General features: G+C 36.9%; 16 protein-coding genes and 1 rRNA gene. 15 read left to right on the top strand and 2 right to left on the bottom strand.

The genetic code is table 11. From position 1 onward, the window contains the following. Window positions 1–246: 246 nt before the first annotated feature. A complete protein-coding gene (locus NSQ59_RS24115) occupies window positions 247–987 on the bottom strand; it encodes an arylamine N-acetyltransferase family protein (protein WP_340832925.1) in 741 nt (246 codons plus the stop codon). Window positions 988–1,244: 257 nt separating this feature from the next. Here NSQ59_RS24115 and NSQ59_RS24110 point away from each other — a divergent pair, with 257 nt between their 5' ends. Then, complete coding sequence (locus NSQ59_RS24110) at window positions 1,245–1,745, top strand: hypothetical protein (RefSeq protein ID WP_340832924.1); 501 nt, start codon at window positions 1,245–1,247, stop codon at window positions 1,743–1,745. 304 nt (window positions 1,746–2,049) lie between these two features. Then, window positions 2,050–3,051 (top strand): DUF3231 family protein, encoded by a 1,002-nt coding sequence (locus NSQ59_RS24105; RefSeq protein WP_340832923.1) that lies wholly within the window; start codon window positions 2,050–2,052, stop codon window positions 3,049–3,051. A 98-nt stretch (window positions 3,052–3,149) separates the two neighbouring features. Here the strand turns inward: NSQ59_RS24105 and NSQ59_RS24100 are convergent, their stop codons facing one another. Next, entirely contained in the window at window positions 3,150–4,037 is an 888-nt protein-coding gene (locus tag NSQ59_RS24100; protein WP_055741856.1) for a LysR family transcriptional regulator, read from the bottom strand. A gap of 170 nt (window positions 4,038–4,207) precedes the next feature. On the opposite strand from NSQ59_RS24100, the gene NSQ59_RS24095 reads away from it, so the two are divergent. The 13 genes from NSQ59_RS24095 to NSQ59_RS24035 all read left to right on the top strand — a co-directional run bounded on the left by NSQ59_RS24095 (window position 4,208) and on the right by NSQ59_RS24035 (window position 20,503). After that, window positions 4,208–4,948 (top strand): acetoacetate decarboxylase, encoded by a 741-nt coding sequence (locus tag NSQ59_RS24095; protein WP_055741857.1) that lies wholly within the window; start codon window positions 4,208–4,210, stop codon window positions 4,946–4,948. A gap of 94 nt (window positions 4,949–5,042) precedes the next feature. Beyond that, a complete protein-coding gene (locus NSQ59_RS24090; RefSeq protein ID WP_340832922.1) occupies window positions 5,043–6,080 on the top strand; it encodes a ketopantoate reductase family protein in 1,038 nt (345 codons plus the stop codon). A 116-nt stretch (window positions 6,081–6,196) separates the two neighbouring features. After that, window positions 6,197–6,868 carry an HAD family hydrolase gene (locus NSQ59_RS24085; protein ID WP_126649546.1) on the top strand — a complete coding sequence of 224 codons (672 nt, stop codon included), beginning with the start codon at window positions 6,197–6,199 and terminating at the stop codon, window positions 6,866–6,868. Window positions 6,869–7,218: 350 nt separating this feature from the next. Next, window positions 7,219–9,414, top strand: coding sequence for a sensor histidine kinase (locus NSQ59_RS24080; protein ID WP_340832921.1), 2,196 nt, complete (start codon window positions 7,219–7,221; stop codon window positions 9,412–9,414). Beyond that, entirely contained in the window at window positions 9,395–10,042 is a 648-nt protein-coding gene (locus NSQ59_RS24075) for a response regulator transcription factor (protein WP_055741861.1), read from the top strand. Before NSQ59_RS24080 ends, NSQ59_RS24075 begins: the two co-directional genes overlap by 20 nt. 232 nt (window positions 10,043–10,274) lie before the next feature. After that, window positions 10,275–11,504 (top strand): MDR family MFS transporter, encoded by a 1,230-nt coding sequence (locus tag NSQ59_RS24070; protein ID WP_340832920.1) that lies wholly within the window; start codon window positions 10,275–10,277, stop codon window positions 11,502–11,504. A gap of 13 nt (window positions 11,505–11,517) precedes the next feature. Then, on the top strand, window positions 11,518–13,305 hold the full coding sequence (locus NSQ59_RS24065) for an ABC transporter ATP-binding protein (protein ID WP_340832919.1): 1,788 nt from the start codon (window positions 11,518–11,520) through the stop codon (window positions 13,303–13,305). 404 nt (window positions 13,306–13,709) lie between these two features. Next, the gene (locus NSQ59_RS24060; protein WP_340832918.1) at window positions 13,710–14,645 is read left to right on the top strand and encodes a class I SAM-dependent methyltransferase; all 936 of its coding nucleotides are present in this window, start codon (window positions 13,710–13,712) and stop codon (window positions 14,643–14,645) included. 318 nt (window positions 14,646–14,963) lie between these two features. Further along, window positions 14,964–15,830, top strand: a complete 867-nt coding sequence (locus NSQ59_RS24055) for an efflux RND transporter periplasmic adaptor subunit (protein ID WP_340832917.1) — start codon at window positions 14,964–14,966, stop codon at window positions 15,828–15,830. Window positions 15,831–15,832: 2 nt separating this feature from the next. Next, on the top strand, window positions 15,833–16,522 hold the full coding sequence (locus NSQ59_RS24050; protein ID WP_340832916.1) for an ABC transporter ATP-binding protein: 690 nt from the start codon (window positions 15,833–15,835) through the stop codon (window positions 16,520–16,522). Next, the gene (locus NSQ59_RS24045; RefSeq protein WP_126649541.1) at window positions 16,515–17,687 is read left to right on the top strand and encodes an ABC transporter permease; all 1,173 of its coding nucleotides are present in this window, start codon (window positions 16,515–16,517) and stop codon (window positions 17,685–17,687) included. Before NSQ59_RS24050 ends, NSQ59_RS24045 begins: the two co-directional genes overlap by 8 nt. Before the next feature lie 451 nt (window positions 17,688–18,138). Further along, entirely contained in the window at window positions 18,139–18,441 is a 303-nt protein-coding gene (locus NSQ59_RS24040) for a DUF4190 domain-containing protein (RefSeq protein ID WP_055741867.1), read from the top strand. 511 nt (window positions 18,442–18,952) lie between these two features. Then, a 16S ribosomal RNA gene (locus NSQ59_RS24035) occupies window positions 18,953–20,503 on the top strand. Window positions 20,504–20,580 lie beyond the last annotated feature (77 nt).

Here is a 20,580-nt window from a genome sequence, read left to right as displayed (position 1 = left end):
TCTTGACGTAGTATCATAACCTTATTTTTAAAACTTAAAAAGTAAAGTGAATATCTGCCCACATAAGAACCAGACACTTTGGACACAATAGCACCAGTTAAAAAAGAAAAAACCTTAGATACATTTTCTAAGGGAATCCTAACTTTCCTATCCAAAAAAATATTTACCTTGTTTTTAAAATAGAACATGTAAGTTCCATCACATAGATACATTTTGTAGACGAGGGAATAAATACTATTTAACCGATTAAATGTTTTTAATGTGAAAATATTTATTCAAGATGTAAGGTATTTCTTCAATAACGACATCCATCTTTTGTTTTTCCTGTAAACGCGTGACGATGAATGAATTTCCTGAAAGTGTATATCTTCCATACTCGGCTGCCAGAGATACGATTTGCTTTTGTGTGAAATGAGATTTCGGTGAAGTCTGATTAAAATAGCAGGCATCCTTAAACTCATTCAGCTCCCGGGGGCTTATGTCGAGACGATATAACGTATCCCAATCCTGATTGTTTTTTCTTTGTAAATCGTAAAAAGTGTCTTCTACCTTTACAACTCGATATATTCCACTAACATCCTCTTTTGTTTCTCCAGTCAATGGCATCGGTCCTCTTACGGAATCGCCAAACCCTACATCTACCAGATACGGTTGATCTATTTCGACAATGAGACAAGCATGGCTTCCTTTCAAAGCCCAGGATCCGTCGGGGCGATTGATTGTGCCTGAAATAAGGTAACTGTTAAAACCAAGGCTTTGTAACAGCCAGTTGAATAATCCGTTTAATTCATAACAAAAACCGCCGCGATTGTTTAAAACAATTTTATTATAAAAAGCTTCCACGTTTAATGTTATTGGAATGCGATGGATTACGTCGAGATTTTCGAAAGGGACATGAAGCATATGTTGAAGTTGATTTAGTGTCTCCAGACTTATTTCTTTTACATCTTCGACACGAAACCGTTGTAAATATTGATTAATATCCATCAAAAATTCCTCCTTTTAACGAATATATACGGGATACTATCAGGTTTTGCGTGCAAAACCGTCTAGTAGACGATAGCATAAAGTAGCCACCGATAAGAAGTTACATATTTATTTTAACAAATGCGGAATAATTATTCTTTGATAAAATACGAAAACAGCCTTTTATTTATTATGAAATGTTTCATTATTAAAAGTAGGAGAACAGTATAAAATAAGAAGGAAAAAAGTTTCTTCGTTTAAAAGGGGGTTCAGGCAGGATGTTTTTATTCATTGCGATTATTATCATCATTTTGTTGATCCATTTTTTTATCATTCGTCCATTGATGCTGCGTAACCGGCCGCAAGTTTACGAACCGAGAAGAACGATATATAATGAGCGTCCGGATTATTATGGGCCGACTAATTCCTGGAACACAGGAGGCATAGGGATGGGACGGTTCGGCACTTTTGCAGGTGGGTTGGCAGCTGGCGCATTACTGACCTATTTATTGGAACAGGGCAGAATTGGATTTGATCAGTACCAATCATTGCAGAATCTCGAGGATCATGAACTATTGCGGGAATTAGAAGACCAAAATATCTTACAGCAGGATGAAATCAATCAACTGAGGGAGGGAATGGATCGGGAGCCACAGGATGATTGGAATCAGGATAATGGGGACCGTAATTTTGACAGTGTTGATTACAATCCCAATGACCAACAAGATAACAATGATTTTGGCGGATGGGATGACAATTCAGATGATAACTGGGTGTAGATATATAAAGGTAAAAGAGCTGAAGATCAACGAAATCGACAGCTCTTATTTATTTGTTTGACTAAACTGGAAACTAAGCTTTTTTACTTAAGTAATCAGTTATTTGGTTAATGTGATGGTGATCGTGTTGGGGGAATTCATTGATGATGTATAGAAAATACATCTCAGCTTCTTACTTCATAAAGCTAGTAATAGAGGCTTTTTCATGAACACATATAAGAAATAAAGTCGGGAAAAATACCTTTTAATACAGTGGAAAATGTTGAGGATGATTTTTTAGTATCAATTTTGGAGGTATGTAAAATTGGGCGAGGATACCATTCGATTGACATCAACGGAAATTACAAATTTGTTTATCCAATATATTCAGGAAACAATGTCCATTTGTATTTGTAAGCATGTTTTATTAACGGTGAAGGATCCTGAAATACACGCCTTGTTTGAATTTACTTTAAGCTTGTCAGAAAAACACAAGGAAAGAATAAAAGAATTTTTTGCATTAGAAAAATTCCCTTTGCCAAATGGACTTACGGATAAAGATGTAAATCTGGAGGCTCCACCCCTATTTTCGGATGTTTTTTGGTTACATTACTTACATACGATGACGAATCATGGTTTGACTGGATATAGTCTTTGCTTTGGAACTTCTTCAAGGAGAGACATTCGAGATTATTATTTTCAATATAATATGGATGCTATGGAAGTATATAACCAATCCGTGGATATTCTTTTATCTAAAGGGTTATATGAACATCCTCCTAATTTCTCTACCCCGCAAAAAGTTGAATATATTACAAACATAGGTTACGCATTAGATGTAATTGGAAAGAAAAGGCCATTGAATTCAGCAGAAGCTGGGAATATTTTTTTTAATTTGACAAAGACTCGTTTAGCAAAGGGGATATGTCTCGGATTCAGCCAAGTTGCAAAAAACAAGGAAGTTCGTAAACATCTTGAGAAAGGTTTAATCACGATTAATAAAAACTATGGAACTTTTTCTACACTGTTAAGAGAAGAGAATCTTCATATTCCGAGTCTTTTGGACACTCATATTACAAATTCAAAGGTTGCACCATTTTCAGATAAATTAATCATGATTAATGCAGGATTTCTTTTAGGAGCTTCCACGTCGTATTACGGAACAGCTTTAGTTTCAAGCTTGCGAATGGATGTAGTTGGGTATTGTGAGGAAGCCATTTTAGGAGTATTCAAGCTTTTGCCTAATTACGGGAAAATTGTTATTAAAAATGGCTGGTTTGAAAAACTACCTGTAGCGGATGATCGTAGAGAACTGCCTACTGATTGAAAAGAAAATATTTAAATGGAAAATAAACGATAAAGTTTAACAAATACATATTATAAATCGTACTAGTTTGAAGAAACAGGAATCTTTTGCAAATTCTTTCATTCAACTTTGAACTTTTCATCGTTCTCTTTAAAGTAAGAAATAATGAAATCACGGAAGTTTCTTACCGTAGAGGATAATATTTTATCATTCGACCAGGAAAGCCCGACAGTAAAGGCAGAATCCATATCGGCAATTTTTATATAATGTAAATTAAACTTTTTGCAGACTGAAATCGGAAGAAGTGCTACACCTTGATCGAGTTTGATTATTTCTAACAAAAGATCCCCGTCTACTTCAAAAATATTGTTTGGTGTGAAACCAGCTTTTTGACATAACTCCGTTGTAAAACTGATGTACTCTTTGTGATTGGCCAAAGAAATAAAAGATTCATTAGCAACTTCGCTTAACAAAATCTCCGACTTAGCTGCAAGCTTGTGATTTAAAGGTAAGACAAGCACGATATCTTCGTCAACAAGCACACAACTTGCTATCGCTTCGTCCGTTATGGGAGGACATGCTATCCCTAAATCAATGTCTCCTTTTTTCAAGCTTGTCAGTATCTCACTTTTTACTCCTATCCCCTGTTGTATTTTCGTATTAGGATACCGGGTAATATATTCACTAATTAATCCTTTTAGGAATCTTGGGTTGGAAATCGATATTTTAATGGTACTGGAATTGTCCTGATCCTGAGATTGAATTTCCATTTTTGCATTTTCAATTTCGGTAAAAATCTTGTTCACATGTTTCAAAAGAATTTTTCCTGTCGAACTCAACCGGATATTTCTCCCTTTCCTGTCAAATAAGGTTGTACCTAATTCATCTTCGAGTCTTTTTATCGTTAGACTTAATGAAGGCTGTGCGATATTCAGTTGTTTTGCTGCCTTAGAAATATGCTCTGTATAGGCTACTGTCTGAAAGTATTTTAATTGAAGCAACTCCATTTATTAGTGCACCTCATTTATTTTAATAAATATATTTATATTTTATTATGTATTAGATTAAATGTAAATTCAGGTTTAAGATGATATTAGAGGTAGTTGGTAAAAGAGGAAATGCTAATTACCATAATGTAAATTACTGTACCAAAGTAAAAAAGGAAGGTGTCATTCGGATGAAAAAGGAAGATGTGGTTAAGCAGTTTACGACTCCATTAGATGCAGGCGCGTATCCTTTGGGGCCGTATCGTTTTTATAATCGCGAATACCTGAACATTTTATATAGAACCGACCTTGAAAGCTTGAGAAAGGTCGTTCCAGAACCATTAGAGGTTAAAGATCCTCTTGTAAGATTTGAAATTATGAAAATGCCGGATGTAACAGGGCTAGGATCTTATACAGAATGCGGACAAGTAATACCTGTCAGCTTTGAAGGAGAGGAAGGTGATTATCTCCATGCAATGTATGTAGATAGTTTTCCTGCCATCGCTTCAGGCCGGGAAATTGCGGCTTATCCTAAGAAACTTGGCAAGCCAAGTTTGTATGTGGATTCTGATACCTTAGTGGGAATCTTGGATTATGGTACTTTACGAGTAGCAACAGCTACCATGGGCTATAAGCATTTCCCGCTGGATCATTCGGAGGCATTAAAAGAGATTGTTAAACCAAATTATATGTTGAAAAAAATGCCTGGTTATGACGGGTATCCAAGAATTTGTGAATTAGTACGAAGTCAAATTACCGATATCAAAATACTCGGTGCTTGGTCCGGTCCAGCAAGACTGGAACTGTTTGCACACGCTCTTGCGCCGATGGCTGATTTACCAGTTCTTGAAGTCGTTTCGGCTTCGCACATCTTAACGGAGCTGTCTTTAGCATCTCCAACAGTTATATATGATTATTTAGCTGAAAAGTAAAGGTTTTAATGAAATTTGAAATAAACCGACGGAATTCAGGGTAGAAAAAGTGTATATTAAAACATCGTGGAACCGTCATCTAGGAGGAATTCATATGAGAATTGCAATATATGGTGCAGGTTCATTAGGAACCATCGTAGGTGCTTATCTTTCTAAAGGCAATCAAAATGTTGAACTGATTGATGTAAATCAAGAACATATCCATACTTTAAATAGTTCGGGTGCGACTATTGTTGGTACAGTTAATGAAAATGTACCTGTTAAAGCCATCACTCCGGAAGAAATGAGCGACCGTTACGATCTTGTCCTTCTATTAACCAAACAAATTTTTAATAAGCAAGTTTTAGAGAATATTAAACCGTACCTAAGTAAAAATGGTGTATTACTTTCACTTCAAAACGGTGTTCCGGAAGAAGCTGTTTCTGCAATTATTGGCAAAGATAAAGTGATCGGGGGTTCTGTGGAATTCGGTGCGACATGGGTTAAACCTGGTGTTTCTGAATTAACTTCCGCCGAATCTGCCTTTAAGGCTAATGCTTTTCAAATTGGCGAGTTGGATGGAACGATTACGGAACGAGTTCAAAAGATTAAAGAAGTATTAGACCTTGTAGGTGGGACGAAAATATCTACCAACCTTGTAGGAACAAAATGGTCTAAACTCATGATAAATATTGCAATGAGTGGTACTTCAGCTGTTTTCGGATGCACATATGGAGATGTTTTAAACAATGAAACGGCATTAGAAACCGCTATTCGATTAGCGGATGAAACCATTAAAGTAGGGCATTCCATTGGTGTCAAGTTTGTAAAAATGGGCGGTCTTGAAATTGAAAAGTTCAATCTGAATAAAGATCGAAGCAACTTAAATGAAGCCGCTGAATACGCTAAGGTTGCCTTTCAACCGCAAGCTTTACTAAAGGCAAGCATGCTCCAAGATCTTGAAAAAGGGAAAAAGTGTGAAATTGATTATATAAATGGTGTTGTATCTTCGAAGGGGAAAGAAGTAGGAATTTCAACCCCATTCAACGATTTACTAGTGGAACTTGTTCATAAAGCTGAACAAGAAAAATCAGTCCCAGATTTTGATACAAATATTGTTTACTTTAATGAGCTAATCGACAAAGGTATATAATTAGAAAGAACCGTCCAAAAAGGGCGGTTTTTATTTTGTATCGCTAAGAAGGAAATCCCATTAATGAAACCGAATAGGAGAAGGAGCATAAAATAATAGGGAGAGTCGAAATAAAATTGGTCAAAGCAGCTATATTTGATTTAGATGGAACTTTGTTAAACAGGGATGAATCGGTAAAAATGTTCATCCATTCACAATATAATAAGTTTAAGAAAATATTAGGTCATATTCCGAAAGAGATATACATTACTAGATTTTTGGAATTAGATAATCATGGATATGTGTGGAAAGATAAGGTATATCAACAACTAGTAGATGAATATAAGATTACAGAGATATCATGGGAAGAACTACTTTATGATTACATTTGTACTTTTAAACATCATTGTGTATCATTTCCTAATCTCATCAGTATGTTAGAAGATTTAAAGAGGATGGATCTTAAATTTGGCATGATCACAAACGGAAAAGGGCAATTTCAGTTAGGGAATATTAAGGCGCTTGGTATTGAGAAGTATTTTGACACCATTTTAATATCAGAGTGGGAGGGAATAAAGAAACCCGATCCGCAAATATTTAAAAAAGCCCTAGCACAACTGAATGTTTCACCTAAGGAAAGCATATTTGTGGGGGATCATCCTGAAAATGATGTGAAAGCTTCGCGAAATGTCGGAATGATTGGAATTTGGAAGAAGAATTGCAGCGAGGGTAATATAGAAGCGGATTTCACCATTCATGATTTAGGTGAGCTGCCAGTGATCATTAAAGCTTTAAATGCAGAACGTTAAGTTATTAAAACTTGATGGAGTACCTACAACTCCTATGATATTTTCATGTAAAAAAACATGAAGCAAAAATGTATAAGGAATATTATAAAGAAGTCCAAGGCAAACAGTATAAGCAAATGGATATTCATAACTAAATTAATAGAACCGGGCAATGTTTTTCCCGGTTTTTCTTATTGTTTTATTCTTTGAAAGAAAATTTCCAATCCATAAAAACATAAAAAGGATTTAAAACATAGAAAAGTCTTGCGGACATTCGCCATATTTTTGCGTGATGAAAGCTTGCTGCCTTCTATATAATAGTCACAAAAGTATCGATTTAAAAGACAAATAAGAAAGGAGTTGTACTGAAAATGGAGGATGCGCAAAAGGAGTATGAGATTTACAAAATAGTGGCAGAAAACACATTAGATATCATTGTTCTGGTTGATAATGATGCAATTGTACGATATGTATCTCCTTCTATCCACTTAACTTTAGGTTATACGGTTGAACAGTACGAAGGGATGGATGCATTTACTATTATTCATCCTCAAGACCAGGAACGTGTTCGATTATCTCATCAACAAGTTATCCAATCAAAAACATCAGTGGAACTAGATTACCGTATATTCCATTCACAGGGCTCCCTCCTCTATGTAGAGACACGGGTAAAACCGGTTTTAGACGAATTCGGTGATGTTAAATACGTCGTTGCTGCAGTTCGAGATATTACAAAGCGGAAAAAGACAGAGCAGTTGCTGGAAAATATCCTTGAAGGTGTAAACGCAGCTGTTATGTCGGGCGATAAGGACTTTCATCAATACTCCTTTTGTTCGGAAAGCATTGAGAAAATAACGGGGATCCCGAGGCGTGAAATAATCAATAACCCGATACGGATACATGATCATATTCATCCTGATGATAATGAAATGCTAATGGGGGAAACAAAGAATACCCTGGATATGGGAATACCAGTGAATAAAATCATTCGGTTTATCCACGTTGATAACGAAATAAAATGGGTGAGGATGATTATCCATCCGTTCTTGGACAGCAATGGTGCAATTGAAAGGTTAGATGGAATTTTGCTGGACATTACCGAAAAGAAACGCTCAGAGCTGGCAATTGAGGAAAGTGAACAAAAATACAAATCATTATTTGAAAACAATTTGGACGGTGTTTTTTCCATCGATTTAAAAGGTAATTTTGTAAATGCTAATCATTCATTTGAAAAAATTACTGGTCTCGAAAAAGATAAGCTATCTGACCGTTGTTTTATAGGATTAATTTTTGATGAAGATCATATTCCTGTTTATGAAATGCTGTCTGAGGTGATGAAAAAGAGAGAACCAAGAGATGTTGAATGTCGTATCACTGGAAATGGTAGTGGTTTGCGGATTGTCAATATAACCTTTGTGCCAATTTTTCTTTTTGGGGAACTTAATGGGGTCCATGGGATTGTAAAGGATATTACCGAGCGTAAAAAGGGAGAGCAAGAGTTAATCTATAGTCAAAAGAGATATAAGTTTCTTCAGCGAAGCATTAACCGTTTTTCTAATGACTTGGCTAATGTTATGAAGGTAACAGAATTAGAAAATCGGTTAGTGGAAGAAGTCAAAAATGTTTTACCAGTGAAAAATGTGTCAATAGAAGAAGTGCTGAGATGTGAGAATCCTACATTTAGAAGTATTAACGAAATATGGTTAAAAATAGGCGAGAAGGAACAGCAGGTCTATTTAAGAATAGAATTAAACCAAACCCTGCTTAAGATGGAGAAGGAATGGCTTGAAACAGCCATTCACTATGTCACTATACTTTATGATAACCTGCAGTTAATTGAGGATTTAATGAATCGTGTAGAAGAAATGGTAACGAATGACGAGACACCAAAATGGATGTTACGGCTTTTATTTAGACTTTCTGAAAAGGAAAGAGCATCTCTATCAAGTGATTTACATGATTCTGTTTTGCAGGACTTGATTATTTGGTATCGGAAGCTCGAATCTTTACGTTCATCCGCGCTTTTCAGTGAGGAGGTTAAGGGTGAACTATTTCAAATTGAAGAAGGGTTGCTCGATGCCATTCATCAAATTCGTATCACCTGCAATGAACTAAGACCACCATTTCTTCTGAAAATGGGGTTGGTAGAATCCTTAAAAAGTCTGTTTTCTTACACCAGAATGTTCTCCAATTATGAGATTGAGTTTTTAACTAGTGAGAAAGAAATAGTGCTAAATGAAGACCAGATTCTAGGACTCTACCGAATTGTTCAGGAGCTATTGAATAACGCATCTAAGCACTCAAAGGCTTCAAAGGTAACAATGAAACTTGGCTATTATAAGGATAAGATTCATTTTTGTTATAGAGATAATGGAATAGGGGCAGATATATCGCTTGTGGAAGGGTCATTTAACCATATGGGGTTAGCAGGTATTGAAAACCGGATTTTAAGCTTAGAGGGTGATATGTATATGAATTCGGCCCCACAAAAGGGCTTTCATGTAGATGTTTATATTCCTGCCACTATACAGCAAAAAGGGGATTACAATGGAAATATTACTAGTTGATGATCATCGATCGGTTGTTGAAGGGACTAAAATGTTAATAGAATCTGAGTCAGATATGAATGTGACGATAGAAACAGATGTATATTGTGTTTCTGATTTAGTCCGCCTCCATCATTTTGATGTTATTTTGTTTGATCTCTACATGCCTAATATTAATGGTGCAGATTTGGCGAAGCAAGTCCTCGGGCTTGTTCCAGATGCCATCATTCTTATATATTCCGGATTTGATATAGCGCCTCACTTTAATTTACTAATGGAATCCGGTGTCTCTGGCTTTATTTCCAAAACGTCAACTAGAGATCAATTGATTCAAGCTATACGAAGTGCGGCTAGAAAAGAGGCTATTATCCCGATGCAGTTATTGAAGCAGTTAAGACGTCAAGAAATAGTGGTGCAGAGTGATAAAAGTAATGAATCGGCAATAATCAGCAACAAAGAAGAAAATCTTCTTAGAGAATTGGCAAAAGGACATAGCAATAAAGAGATCTCCAAAACATTAATAATTAGCCAACGCTCGCTGGAATATAGTTTAACTGAGCTTTTTCAAAAGCTTGGTGTTAATTCAAGGGTAGAGGCAATTAAAAAAGCAAAAAGTTTAGGAATACTGCCAGCGGAAGACTTATATTAGGGAAAAAAGAAGTTAAATAGTAAAAAAAGAGTTTGAAACTTCATTTCAAGCTCTTTTTTTATGCCTTTATATAGGAAATCAACTGTTCTTTAGGGTGTTTTACTTGTGAAAGTCCATGCGGGCATACGACAAAATCATGCGGAGCTACTCAAAAAGTATGCGGGTGAAGTGACTTAAAGTCACCGTACAATGAGACATAGAAAAACAAGTCAACTTTAGCAGGGTGAGGAAGATGAATCGAATCTTAACTAACTTAATGGGATATCATCCAATTGTTCCTCTATTAATAGTAGGTACAGTATTCAGCAGTTTAACGACCTCCATTAGTTTAGTGTTTTTGCCAATATATTTAATGAATTCAGCACACTTAGAACCGGTTACGATTGGGATGATTGTCGGAGCAGGTGCTTTAACGGCGACCATTGGCGGGTTTCTGGGAGGTACTCTTTCCGATTTTTTAGGCAGAAATCGATTGATGTTATTCTCATTACTCATTTTAGGAGCTGTATTTAGTGGATTTCTTTTAACGAGTAACTCGATGCTTCTTTGTTTATTAAATATTCTTCGCGGTCTTTTCTCTTCATTTTTCGTAACAATCTCGAAGGCATTAATTGCAGATTTGACTAAGAAGGAAAAGAGGACCAGGGTGTTTTCCTACCGATATATAGCGGGGAATATTGGTTATGCAGTCGGTCCGATTATTGGAACCTACTTTGGGATTGCGGGGAACAAAACGGCATTTCTTTTTACTTCACTGATTTATGCTGGATATTTTTTAATAATGGGATTTTTACTTCAATATAAGAATGCAACTAGTATGACGGAAGCCGAAGTGGTCGAAAAGGTAACGATATCACAGTCATGGAAGGTGTTTTTACGGGATAAGGTATTACTTCTTTTTATATGCGGAAGTATTTTACTCACAGCTGTTCACGGTGAAATGTCTGTCACCCTTTCCCAATATTTAAACAAAACCAATCCTCATCATGGCTTAAAGCTATTTGGTTATTTAATGAGCATCAATGGGATAACCGTGATTGCGACACAAGTGTTCATAACAAGATGGTCTGAGAGATTTAGACTTTTCAGCAGGATTGTTCTTGGAAGTTTATTATTTTCGATTGGAGAAATTGGCTTTGCTTTTTCACAAGAATCATGCGGTTTCATTTTGTCTATGGTCCTTTTCACCTTGGGGGAGATTCTGATCATTCCATCTGAATATGCCCAGCTTGATGAAATCACACCAAGGGGGATGCGTGGTATGTATTACGGAGCCCAGGGATTTAGTGATTTCGGGAATTTTATTGGGCCATGGCTTGGTGGAATAGTATTGGTTTCTTATGGCGGAAGGACGATGTTTTTAACATTTGCTTTGGTTTCTTTATGCAGCATCGGTTTCTATGCGTGGGGGCGGAAGCTATATTCTAGGCAATCACAACAGGTAACACAATTCAAATTATAAGGGGGTACTCAAATTGAATGATTTTAAACAATTTTTACCTTATGTGAGAAGAGTGAGCAAATTGTATATGATCGGATTTATGGGGAGTTTATTTCGTTTCTTAATTCCGCTGTTTGTTCCTCTGATTTTAAAATATATTTTTGATAGCTTGCTTCAAAATGAAGCATTGTCCAGCGTGGATAAGTTAGAAAAATTAGGTTTCATTGCTACCTCTATGCTTGCGGTTTTCTTATTTGTTCGTACACCAATGGAATATGTAAGACAGTTTTGCATTCATAAAGCGAATAACAATATTATTAAGAATCTTCGTAAGGACGCTTTTAAAAAAGTTCATGCGCTCGATGCTAAGTATTTTGCGGATAATAAAAGCGGGGAAATTGGCACACGTTTTTTTGATGATATTGAAAAGGTAAGAGGTTATTTAACGGCAGTTTTTGGGAACATTTGGATTGAAATGATCGTCCTGTTGTTTGTTGTGGTCGTGATGTTTACGATGAATATAAAGTTAGCATTGCTTTCAGTAGGACTTGTAAGTTTTCAGTTTATTCTCGCTCATATTCTATCTAAACGCTTTAAAATATCAACGCGAAATATGATGAAGTACCGATCTGTTATGAGTGGTTTTATTTTCGAAAAAATTCAAGGGGCGTTTGTGTCGAAGCTATTTGCTTCTGAGAAACGCGACAAGGAAGAATTGGATCAGCATTTAACACATTTTGATCGACTGACAGATAAGCATGCTAAGATAAATGCATTAATGCTTGCATTCGTTAACGTATTAAGTGATATGACTCCTTTTATAGTAGCGATTATTGCTAGCTTATTTGTTTTGAATGGAGATTTAACGGCCGGGAGTTTAATCGCATTTTTTGCATATGTGGATAAAATGAGGAGCCCAGTTGCGGCTTTGGTTAATGCTTATCCTGCTATCACCGAGGGAAAAGTTGCTTTACAACGGATTTTCGACTTTTTCAATACACCTTCCACGATTAAAGAAAAAGCAAATCCGCTTGAATTAAACAAATTCAATGATTCTATAAAACTCAAGAATGTCTCTTTTGCCTACAATGGTAAGGAAAAAGTGATTAGGAATGTGTCGTTAACAATGGAAAAGGGAAAAACGTATGCATTCGTCGGGGAAAGCGGTGGAGGAAAGAGCACAATCTTACAGCTTTTGTTAAGAATGTATGATGTAACAAATGGGGAAGTATTAATTGATGGGAAAAATATCAAAGATTATTCTCTTTCAAGTATCCGAGAACATATGGGGATTGTAACACAGGAAAATTTCTTATACAGCACGTCCATTAGGGACAATATTAAGCTCGCAAAACTTGATGCCAGTGAAGAAGAAATGATTGCTGCAGCAAAGAAGGCTTTTGCTCATGATTTTATCACTGCTTTGCCAAATGGATACGATACAGAAGTAGGAGAAAGAGGTATCAAGCTTTCAGGCGGTCAGAAGCAGCGTATTGCCTTAGCTCGTGTATTTTTAAAAAATCCGTCACTTATTATTTTAGATGAAGCTACTAGTGCACTGGATAATGAAAGTGAAAAACTAGTGCAAGAATCCATTAATCGTTTTGATAATAATAAGACGGTTATTATGATTGCACATAGACTTTCAACCATTGTCAATGCTGACACTATTTTTGTGATGAAGAATGGAGAAATTATAGAAAGCGGCAGCCACCAAAGCCTTCTAAAGAGACAAGGCTATTATAAGGAGCTTTACTCGAAGCAAAATACTTCTAAGAGTGATGAATTAAAGCTTGTTTCAGGAATGCAAAAGAGTTATTAACTCTTTGTCAGTGATGTATTGCTTAAGAATTAGCAAATAATATCAGCTTTTTTAAAAAACATACTTCACTAGTACAGAATTATACCGGTAATCCGCAAAGATTCTGTGTGTTTTTTACAACAAAAAATATACGAAGGTCCCACTTTTTATATGGAGTTAATATTACTTATCATTTATTTTGCATTAGTGGGTTATGCAGTAAAAAATTTGTCAGCATCTATAAGCGACAGAACCAACAATAATGCTTCTGCGAATGCAAGGATAGAATGAGAATTAAATAAACGATAGGGATTGGTATGTCTTTTCAGTAGGTTGGAAAAGATGATGAGAAATCAAGTTTCCACATTCAGTGACATTGCAAAAAATATGTCTGATAGAAATGTTCTTAGAGGGGAAGAAGAATAATGTTCACTTTAGATGACTTTAAAAAGACGGTCGAACAACAGTTGATTCATAATCATGATAAGAGTCTATTTTATGAATTGGCAAATGGGAAAATGGTCATAAATCCTTCTAGGGAAACTATTCAACTAATTGTCCAAAAAGCGCAGGAGATTTCAAAATTTATTGAAGATACAAAAGTGGTGGGGACTTATCAACAATTACTACAGTTTATTGCCGATCAATCCATGAATTTATTTGTTGAAGTTAATCAATACTTAGATTTTAATAGTGAGAATTATGATAGACTCCAAAATATCTATAAGGATTTATTTGAATCCATTTGTGTGCTTGCGGATCAAAAAGAAATAACTCAGATAGAACTTGATCATTTGTTCTCTAATCACTATAAAAAACTACAGGCATTTTTATTAGAATCAAATGGTGCCGAAATATTAAAAAAGTACAAAGAATCACCAGTGTTGTTCAAGGTAGAGTGTGCCGAATATACTCCTGAGTTTCAATTGAAATTATTAAAAATCAATCTTGATACCATTAAACAACCTGTTTTAGATATTGGGTGCGGTCCACAAGCTCATTTAGTTCATTTCTTAAGAAAGAATGGAATCCAAGCTTTTGGGATGGATAGAAATGTAAACCCATGTGATCATTTATTAAAAATGAATTGGCTTGAGTGTGCCTTTAAATCCAACAATTGGGGAACGGTTATATCCCATATGGCTTTTTCGAATCATTTTACTCATCATCATTTAAAGGTGGATGGTAATTTCGAAAGTTATGCACATAAGTATATGGAAATATTACATTCATTAAAGCTTGGAGGAAGCTTTATTTATGCACCTGGTCTTCCTTTTATCGAAGAATTGCTAATAGAATCAAACAAATCATTTGCCGTTGATGCAAATGATTATTCAACTAATGTAATACGACTTTCATAAGAAAGATCGTTATTGTTATCTTTATCGGAATATTATTTATTAATTCAGGAAGAAAACAGTTGATGAAGCCTAAAGCACAAATTCAAAATGTATAAAGATTATTATTTCTTTTTAAGAAGATAACATCGATCTATTCTATAAAATCATGCGGAGATCCCACAAATTCTTGCGGGATTACTCAAAATGTGTGCGGTTTTTAAGAAATTGAAAAATCATACAATGAAACCATCTAGTAATTATCTGACATGTAGAAAGTTTTCAGCTTCTAAAAGATTGATAGAAAAAGATGAGGTTACATCAAACAATGGAGGGAAGAAAATGAATACAAAGCAAAAGAAGAAAAGTAAAAAGAAGATAGTGATCTGGAGCCTTGTAGGGATTATCATCGTTACCATAGTTTCAGTGGTGTTGTTTCCACCTAAAGGTTCTGGCGATTTTGAAGAGGAAAAAGCACAAACTGGCAACATAACTACGTACTACAGCTTTTCAGGTGCAGTAGAAGCAAAAAACAGGAAGACTATTATTAGTGAAGCTCCAATGCAGATAAAAGAAATGAAAGTGAGGCCTGGAGATAAAGTCAAGAGCGGCGAAGTTGTGATGGTGACGAACCAGGGGGAGAAAATTAAGGCTCCATTCAAAGGGGAAATCTCCAAAATCTATGTAGAAGAAAACGCAGAAATCATGTCAGGAGCACAGCTTGTCGATATAGTAGATTATTCTGCCTTACAAACAAATGTAAAGGTTGACGAGTACGACCTGAAATATTTAAAAGTTGGCGAAAAGGTGAAGGTAACGATTAATGCGCTTGAAAAGGAAATACAAGGAACGGTTTCAGCCATATCTAAGGAAGCAACAAATGAAAACGGTGTATCTTATTTTACTGCAACGGTTGACCTTAATAAAGATCAAGCGATGAGAGTTGGTATGAGTACGGAGGCAAAAATATTGAAGCAAAACGCTAATGGTGTAACTACCCTTTCGATGAAAGCAATCAAATTTGATAGTCAAAATAAACCGTATGTTTTAATTCCCTCAGAAAAAGGAATGACAACCAAAAAATATATTCAGACGGGTATCAACGATGGGACCATAGTGGAGATAAAAAGCGGAGTGGAGGCTGGTGATGTGGTGATGATCTCCAGTAAAGATAATTCTCCTTCAATGATGATGCATGGAGGTAACTAATAATGAGAGAACAAATTCTCAATATGAATCAAATCAAGAAAACTTACCATATGGGCGATGAGGAACAAGTGGTTTTAAATAATATCAATATTACAGTAAATAGAGGAGATTTTGTTGCTATCTTGGGGCCATCAGGATCAGGAAAATCAACACTCATGAATATAATTGGCTGCCTTGATTCACCAACAAGCGGTGACTATTTCTTATCTAATCAAAAGGTTGATGAGCTTGATGAAGCCGACCTTGCTGCGATTCGTAACAAGGAGGTTGGTTTTGTGTTTCAGCAATTCCAACTTCTTCCCAGGCTCAGTGCAGTGCAGAACGTAGAGCTTCCACTTGTATATGCGGGTGTCACTGAAAAGGTACGCAAACAAAGGGCTGCCGACATGCTCGTTCGAGTTGGTCTTGAAGAAAAATTACACAATCGGCCTAATCAGCTTTCGGGAGGTCAGCAGCAAAGAGTGGCGATCGCCAGAGCGATGGTGACAGAGCCAACCATTCTACTAGCTGATGAACCAACTGGAGCATTGGATCAAAAAACAGGTTATCAAATAATGGAGCTCTTTCATGAGATTCACCAAGAAGGAAAGACCATTATTATGATTACTCATGATATTGAAATAGCTAATCATGCGAGCAGAATTGTAAATATTTTAGACGGAAACCTTAGAGAGGAGTTCGCACATGTTTAAGGAAAATATCAAGATGGCATGGATGAATCTGATCCATAATAAAATGCGTTCCTTTTTAACGATGCTGGGGATTGTTATAGGTGTGGCTTCGATTATAGCTTTAATTACTATCGTTGAAGGCGCAATGAACGGAATGACGAGTGAATTCTCCTCGTTTGGGACGGATAAAATAACCATTCAGGCAATGGGGACACCACTCAAGAAGGGGCTAGTGGACAGTGACATACAAAGCCTTACAAAAATTGATCAAGTAGCAGGAGTATCTCCAACCCTTTCTGGAAAAACAACAGTCGTTTATAACGGGAAGGAGAAAAAGGATGTTACGGTACAAGGTAAAAATGATGTGTATTTTTCAAAGACAAAGGATTTAATAGAAACCGGCAGAGGTCTTAATATTCTTGACATCCAAAATAAGAATCAAGTTTGTCTCATTGGTTCTAATATTGCAGGCGATTTGTTTTGGGAAGAAGATCCGATTAATAAAAAGCTTCTTATAGCTGGTGTGACATATACCGTGGTAGGGACATTACAGAAGTCGAATAGTTTTTCAGATTCCTCAAATAATGATGCGGTCATTATTCCTTATACCACCTCAATGGGGTTACTTGGCACTGGATATATGTCAAATGTAGATGTGTATATGAGCAATGCCAATGAATCCGAAAAAATAACGGAGGATATCGAATCGATCCTAAACCAGGCGTTCAATTATAAAGATAACAGTTTCACGGTCATGAATATGCAAGATATGATTTCATCGTTTAAAAAGATTACAACGATGTTATCCCTTATGCTAGGAGGGATTGCATCAATATCATTGGTTGTTGGTGGAATTGGAATTATGAATATGATGCTTGTTTCCGTAACGGAAAGAACGACAGAAATAGGTTTAAGAAAGGCTCTTGGGGCAGAGCCTAAACAAATACAACAGCAATTTCTCCTCGAGGCAGTTTTCCTTTCCCTTTTTGGAGGTACTATCGGCTTATTGCTAGGAGCATTAATCGCATTTGGTGTTTGCACGTTAATAGGTGCCAGTTTTGCACTTTCAGCGACAACTATATTATTAGCCTTTGGGTTTTCAGCAGCAATTGGTATTATTTTTGGAATTGCACCAGCAAGAAAAGCTTCAAAACTTAACCCGATTGACGCTTTGCGTAGTATTTAAAGGATAAACTATTTTTTTGCATCCATTTAAGACGAGAAAAAGTGCTTGCATCCCGTAGAAATTTGACCAAAGACAATTCATCTGCGGGACTAAAAACAAAGCAATATAGCATTAGGAAAGATTGTAAGTCATGGTACCTTAATGATTTTATAGGAAAGCGGATAATAGGGGCTTCACGGGAGAAAAATATAGAAACCCGCAAAATGGAAAAGTGTATACCTTTGAAAAATGATCATTAGAAGCAAATAATCGAATGGTAAACACATCTGAATGCAAATAACAGAAATATTTTTTGAAGAGTATGGTGAGAGGTTCTAATGGGGCAGTTTAAAAATAAACATAATTTGTATTGGACTTATCAAAGATGCATTGGAGAAAATTCAGTAACAATGTCTTTTTTTACATTTACCTTAAGAATAAAAACGATAATAGAGGAAAGGGGGATATGTGTATGGTTGAAAGAGGTAAGACAAATAGCAAATCAGTAATTTCCTTAACGCTTGGAATTCTCTCCATTGTAATACCTTTTATTGGAGTAATACTTGGTATTATCGGAATAGTATTTTCAAGAATAGGAATAAAAGAAATTAAGGAGACGAATGAAAATGGAAGGGGACTTGCAACGTCCGGGTTTATTTGTAGCATTATTGGGATTGTCATTCATCTGCTTTGGATTTTATTTGCTATTCTTTCTATCTATATGTTTACCAACGTAGAGTACGAATTACAATTTATTTCAGTTTCATTTAACTAATGGTATCTTACGAAAATAAGTATTATGTACCATATTGAATAAAAATAGCACGATTATACTTAAGGAAGTATTAGGATAATCATTTTTTCTATTAAAGGATATTGAAAGGATATTGAAAGGATATAATGATGCAGCATAACTTTTGTATCCTATTTAAGTGTATTGTTATTTGAGAAATAAGTTATGAGCAAAAGTTTAATTATATTTAATGAAAAAAATCTATTGACCTTATTAAAGAATAATAGTAATGTAATAAATGTCGTTAAGAGTTACCAACATATTAAACTTCTAATCATTAAAATGTTGTTGACAAAATAGTTTGATGTCAGTATAATTAGTTACTGTCGCTGATAAGAAAAATTATTTCAAAAAAGTAATTGACGACAGAAGAAAAAAATGATAGGATATAATCCTGTCACAAAAAAATAGTTCTTTGAAAACTAAACAAAACAGAAACGTCAACGTTAATTATAGTCTTTTATTTAAGACATTTTATGAGCAATCAAACATCTTTTTGGAGAGTTTGATCCTGGCTCAGGACGAACGCTGGCGGCGTGCCTAATACATGCAAGTCGAGCGGACTTTTAAAAGCTTGCTTTTAAAAGTTAGCGGCGGACGGGTGAGTAACACGTGGGTAACCTGCCTGTAAGACTGGGATAACTCCGGGAAACCGGGGCTAATACCGGATAACTTCTTTCCTCGCATGAGGAAAGATTGAAAGATGGCTTCGGCTATCACTTACAGATGGACCCGCGGCGCATTAGCTAGTTGGTGAGGTAACGGCTCACCAAGGCGACGATGCGTAGCCGACCTGAGAGGGTGATCGGCCACACTGGGACTGAGACACGGCCCAGACTCCTACGGGAGGCAGCAGTAGGGAATCTTCCGCAATGGACGAAAGTCTGACGGAGCAACGCCGCGTGAGTGATGAAGGTTTTCGGATCGTAAAACTCTGTTGTTAGGGAAGAACAAGTATCGTTCGAATAGGGCGGTACCTTGACGGTACCTAACCAGAAAGCCACGGCTAACTACGTGCCAGCAGCCGCGGTAATACGTAGGTGGCAAGCGTTGTCCGGAATTATTGGGCGTAAAGCGCGCGCAGGCGGTTTCTTAAGTCTGATGTGAAAGCCCACGGCTCAACCGTGGAGGGTCATTGGAAACTGGGAGACTTGAGTGCAGAAGAGGAGAGTGGAATTCCACGTGTAGCGGTGAAATGCGTAGAGATGTGGAGGAACACCAGTGGCGAAGGCGACTCTCTGGTCTGTAACTGACGCTGAGGCGCGAAAGCGTGGGGAGCGAACAGGATTAGATACCCTGGTAGTCCACGCCGTAAACGATGAGTGCTAAGTGTTAGAGGGTTTCCGCCCTTTAGTGCTGCAGCTAACGCATTAAGCACTCCGCCTGGGGAGTACGGCCGCAAGGCTGAAACTCAAAGGAATTGACGGGGGCCCGCACAAGCGGTGGAGCATGTGGTTTAATTCGAAGCAACGCGAAGAACCTTACCAGGTCTTGACATCCTCTGACAACCCTAGAGATAGGGCGTTCCCCTTCGGGGGACAGAGTGACAGGTGGTGCATGGTTGTCGTCAGCTCGTGTCGTGAGATGTTGGGTTAAGTCCCGCAACGAGCGCAACCCTTGACCTTAGTTGCCAGCATTCAGTTGGGCACTCTAAGGTGACTGCCGGTGACAAACCGGAGGAAGGTGGGGATGACGTCAAATCATCATGCCCCTTATGACCTGGGCTACACACGTGCTACAATGGATGGTACAAAGGGCTGCGAGACCGCGAGGTTAAGCCAATCCCATAAAACCATTCTCAGTTCGGATTGCAGGCTGCAACTCGCCTGCATGAAGCCGGAATCGCTAGTAATCGCGGATCAGCATGCCGCGGTGAATACGTTCCCGGGCCTTGTACACACCGCCCGTCACACCACGAGAGTTTGTAACACCCGAAGTCGGTGAGGTAACCTTTTGGAGCCAGCCGCCGAAGGTGGGACAGATGATTGGGGTGAAGTCGTAACAAGGTAGCCGTATCGGAAGGTGCGGCTGGATCACCTCCTTTCTAAGGATAATGGAAAACCACTTACGTGGTTATAAGAAGACGTTTTTAAGTTCTGTTCAGTTTTGGATGATCAATTC

The organism is Margalitia sp. FSL K6-0131, assembly GCF_038008735.1.
Taxonomy (GTDB): domain Bacteria; phylum Bacillota; class Bacilli; order Bacillales; family Bacillaceae_C; genus Margalitia; species Margalitia shackletonii.
This window is presented reverse-complemented; position numbering and strand designations above follow the sequence as displayed.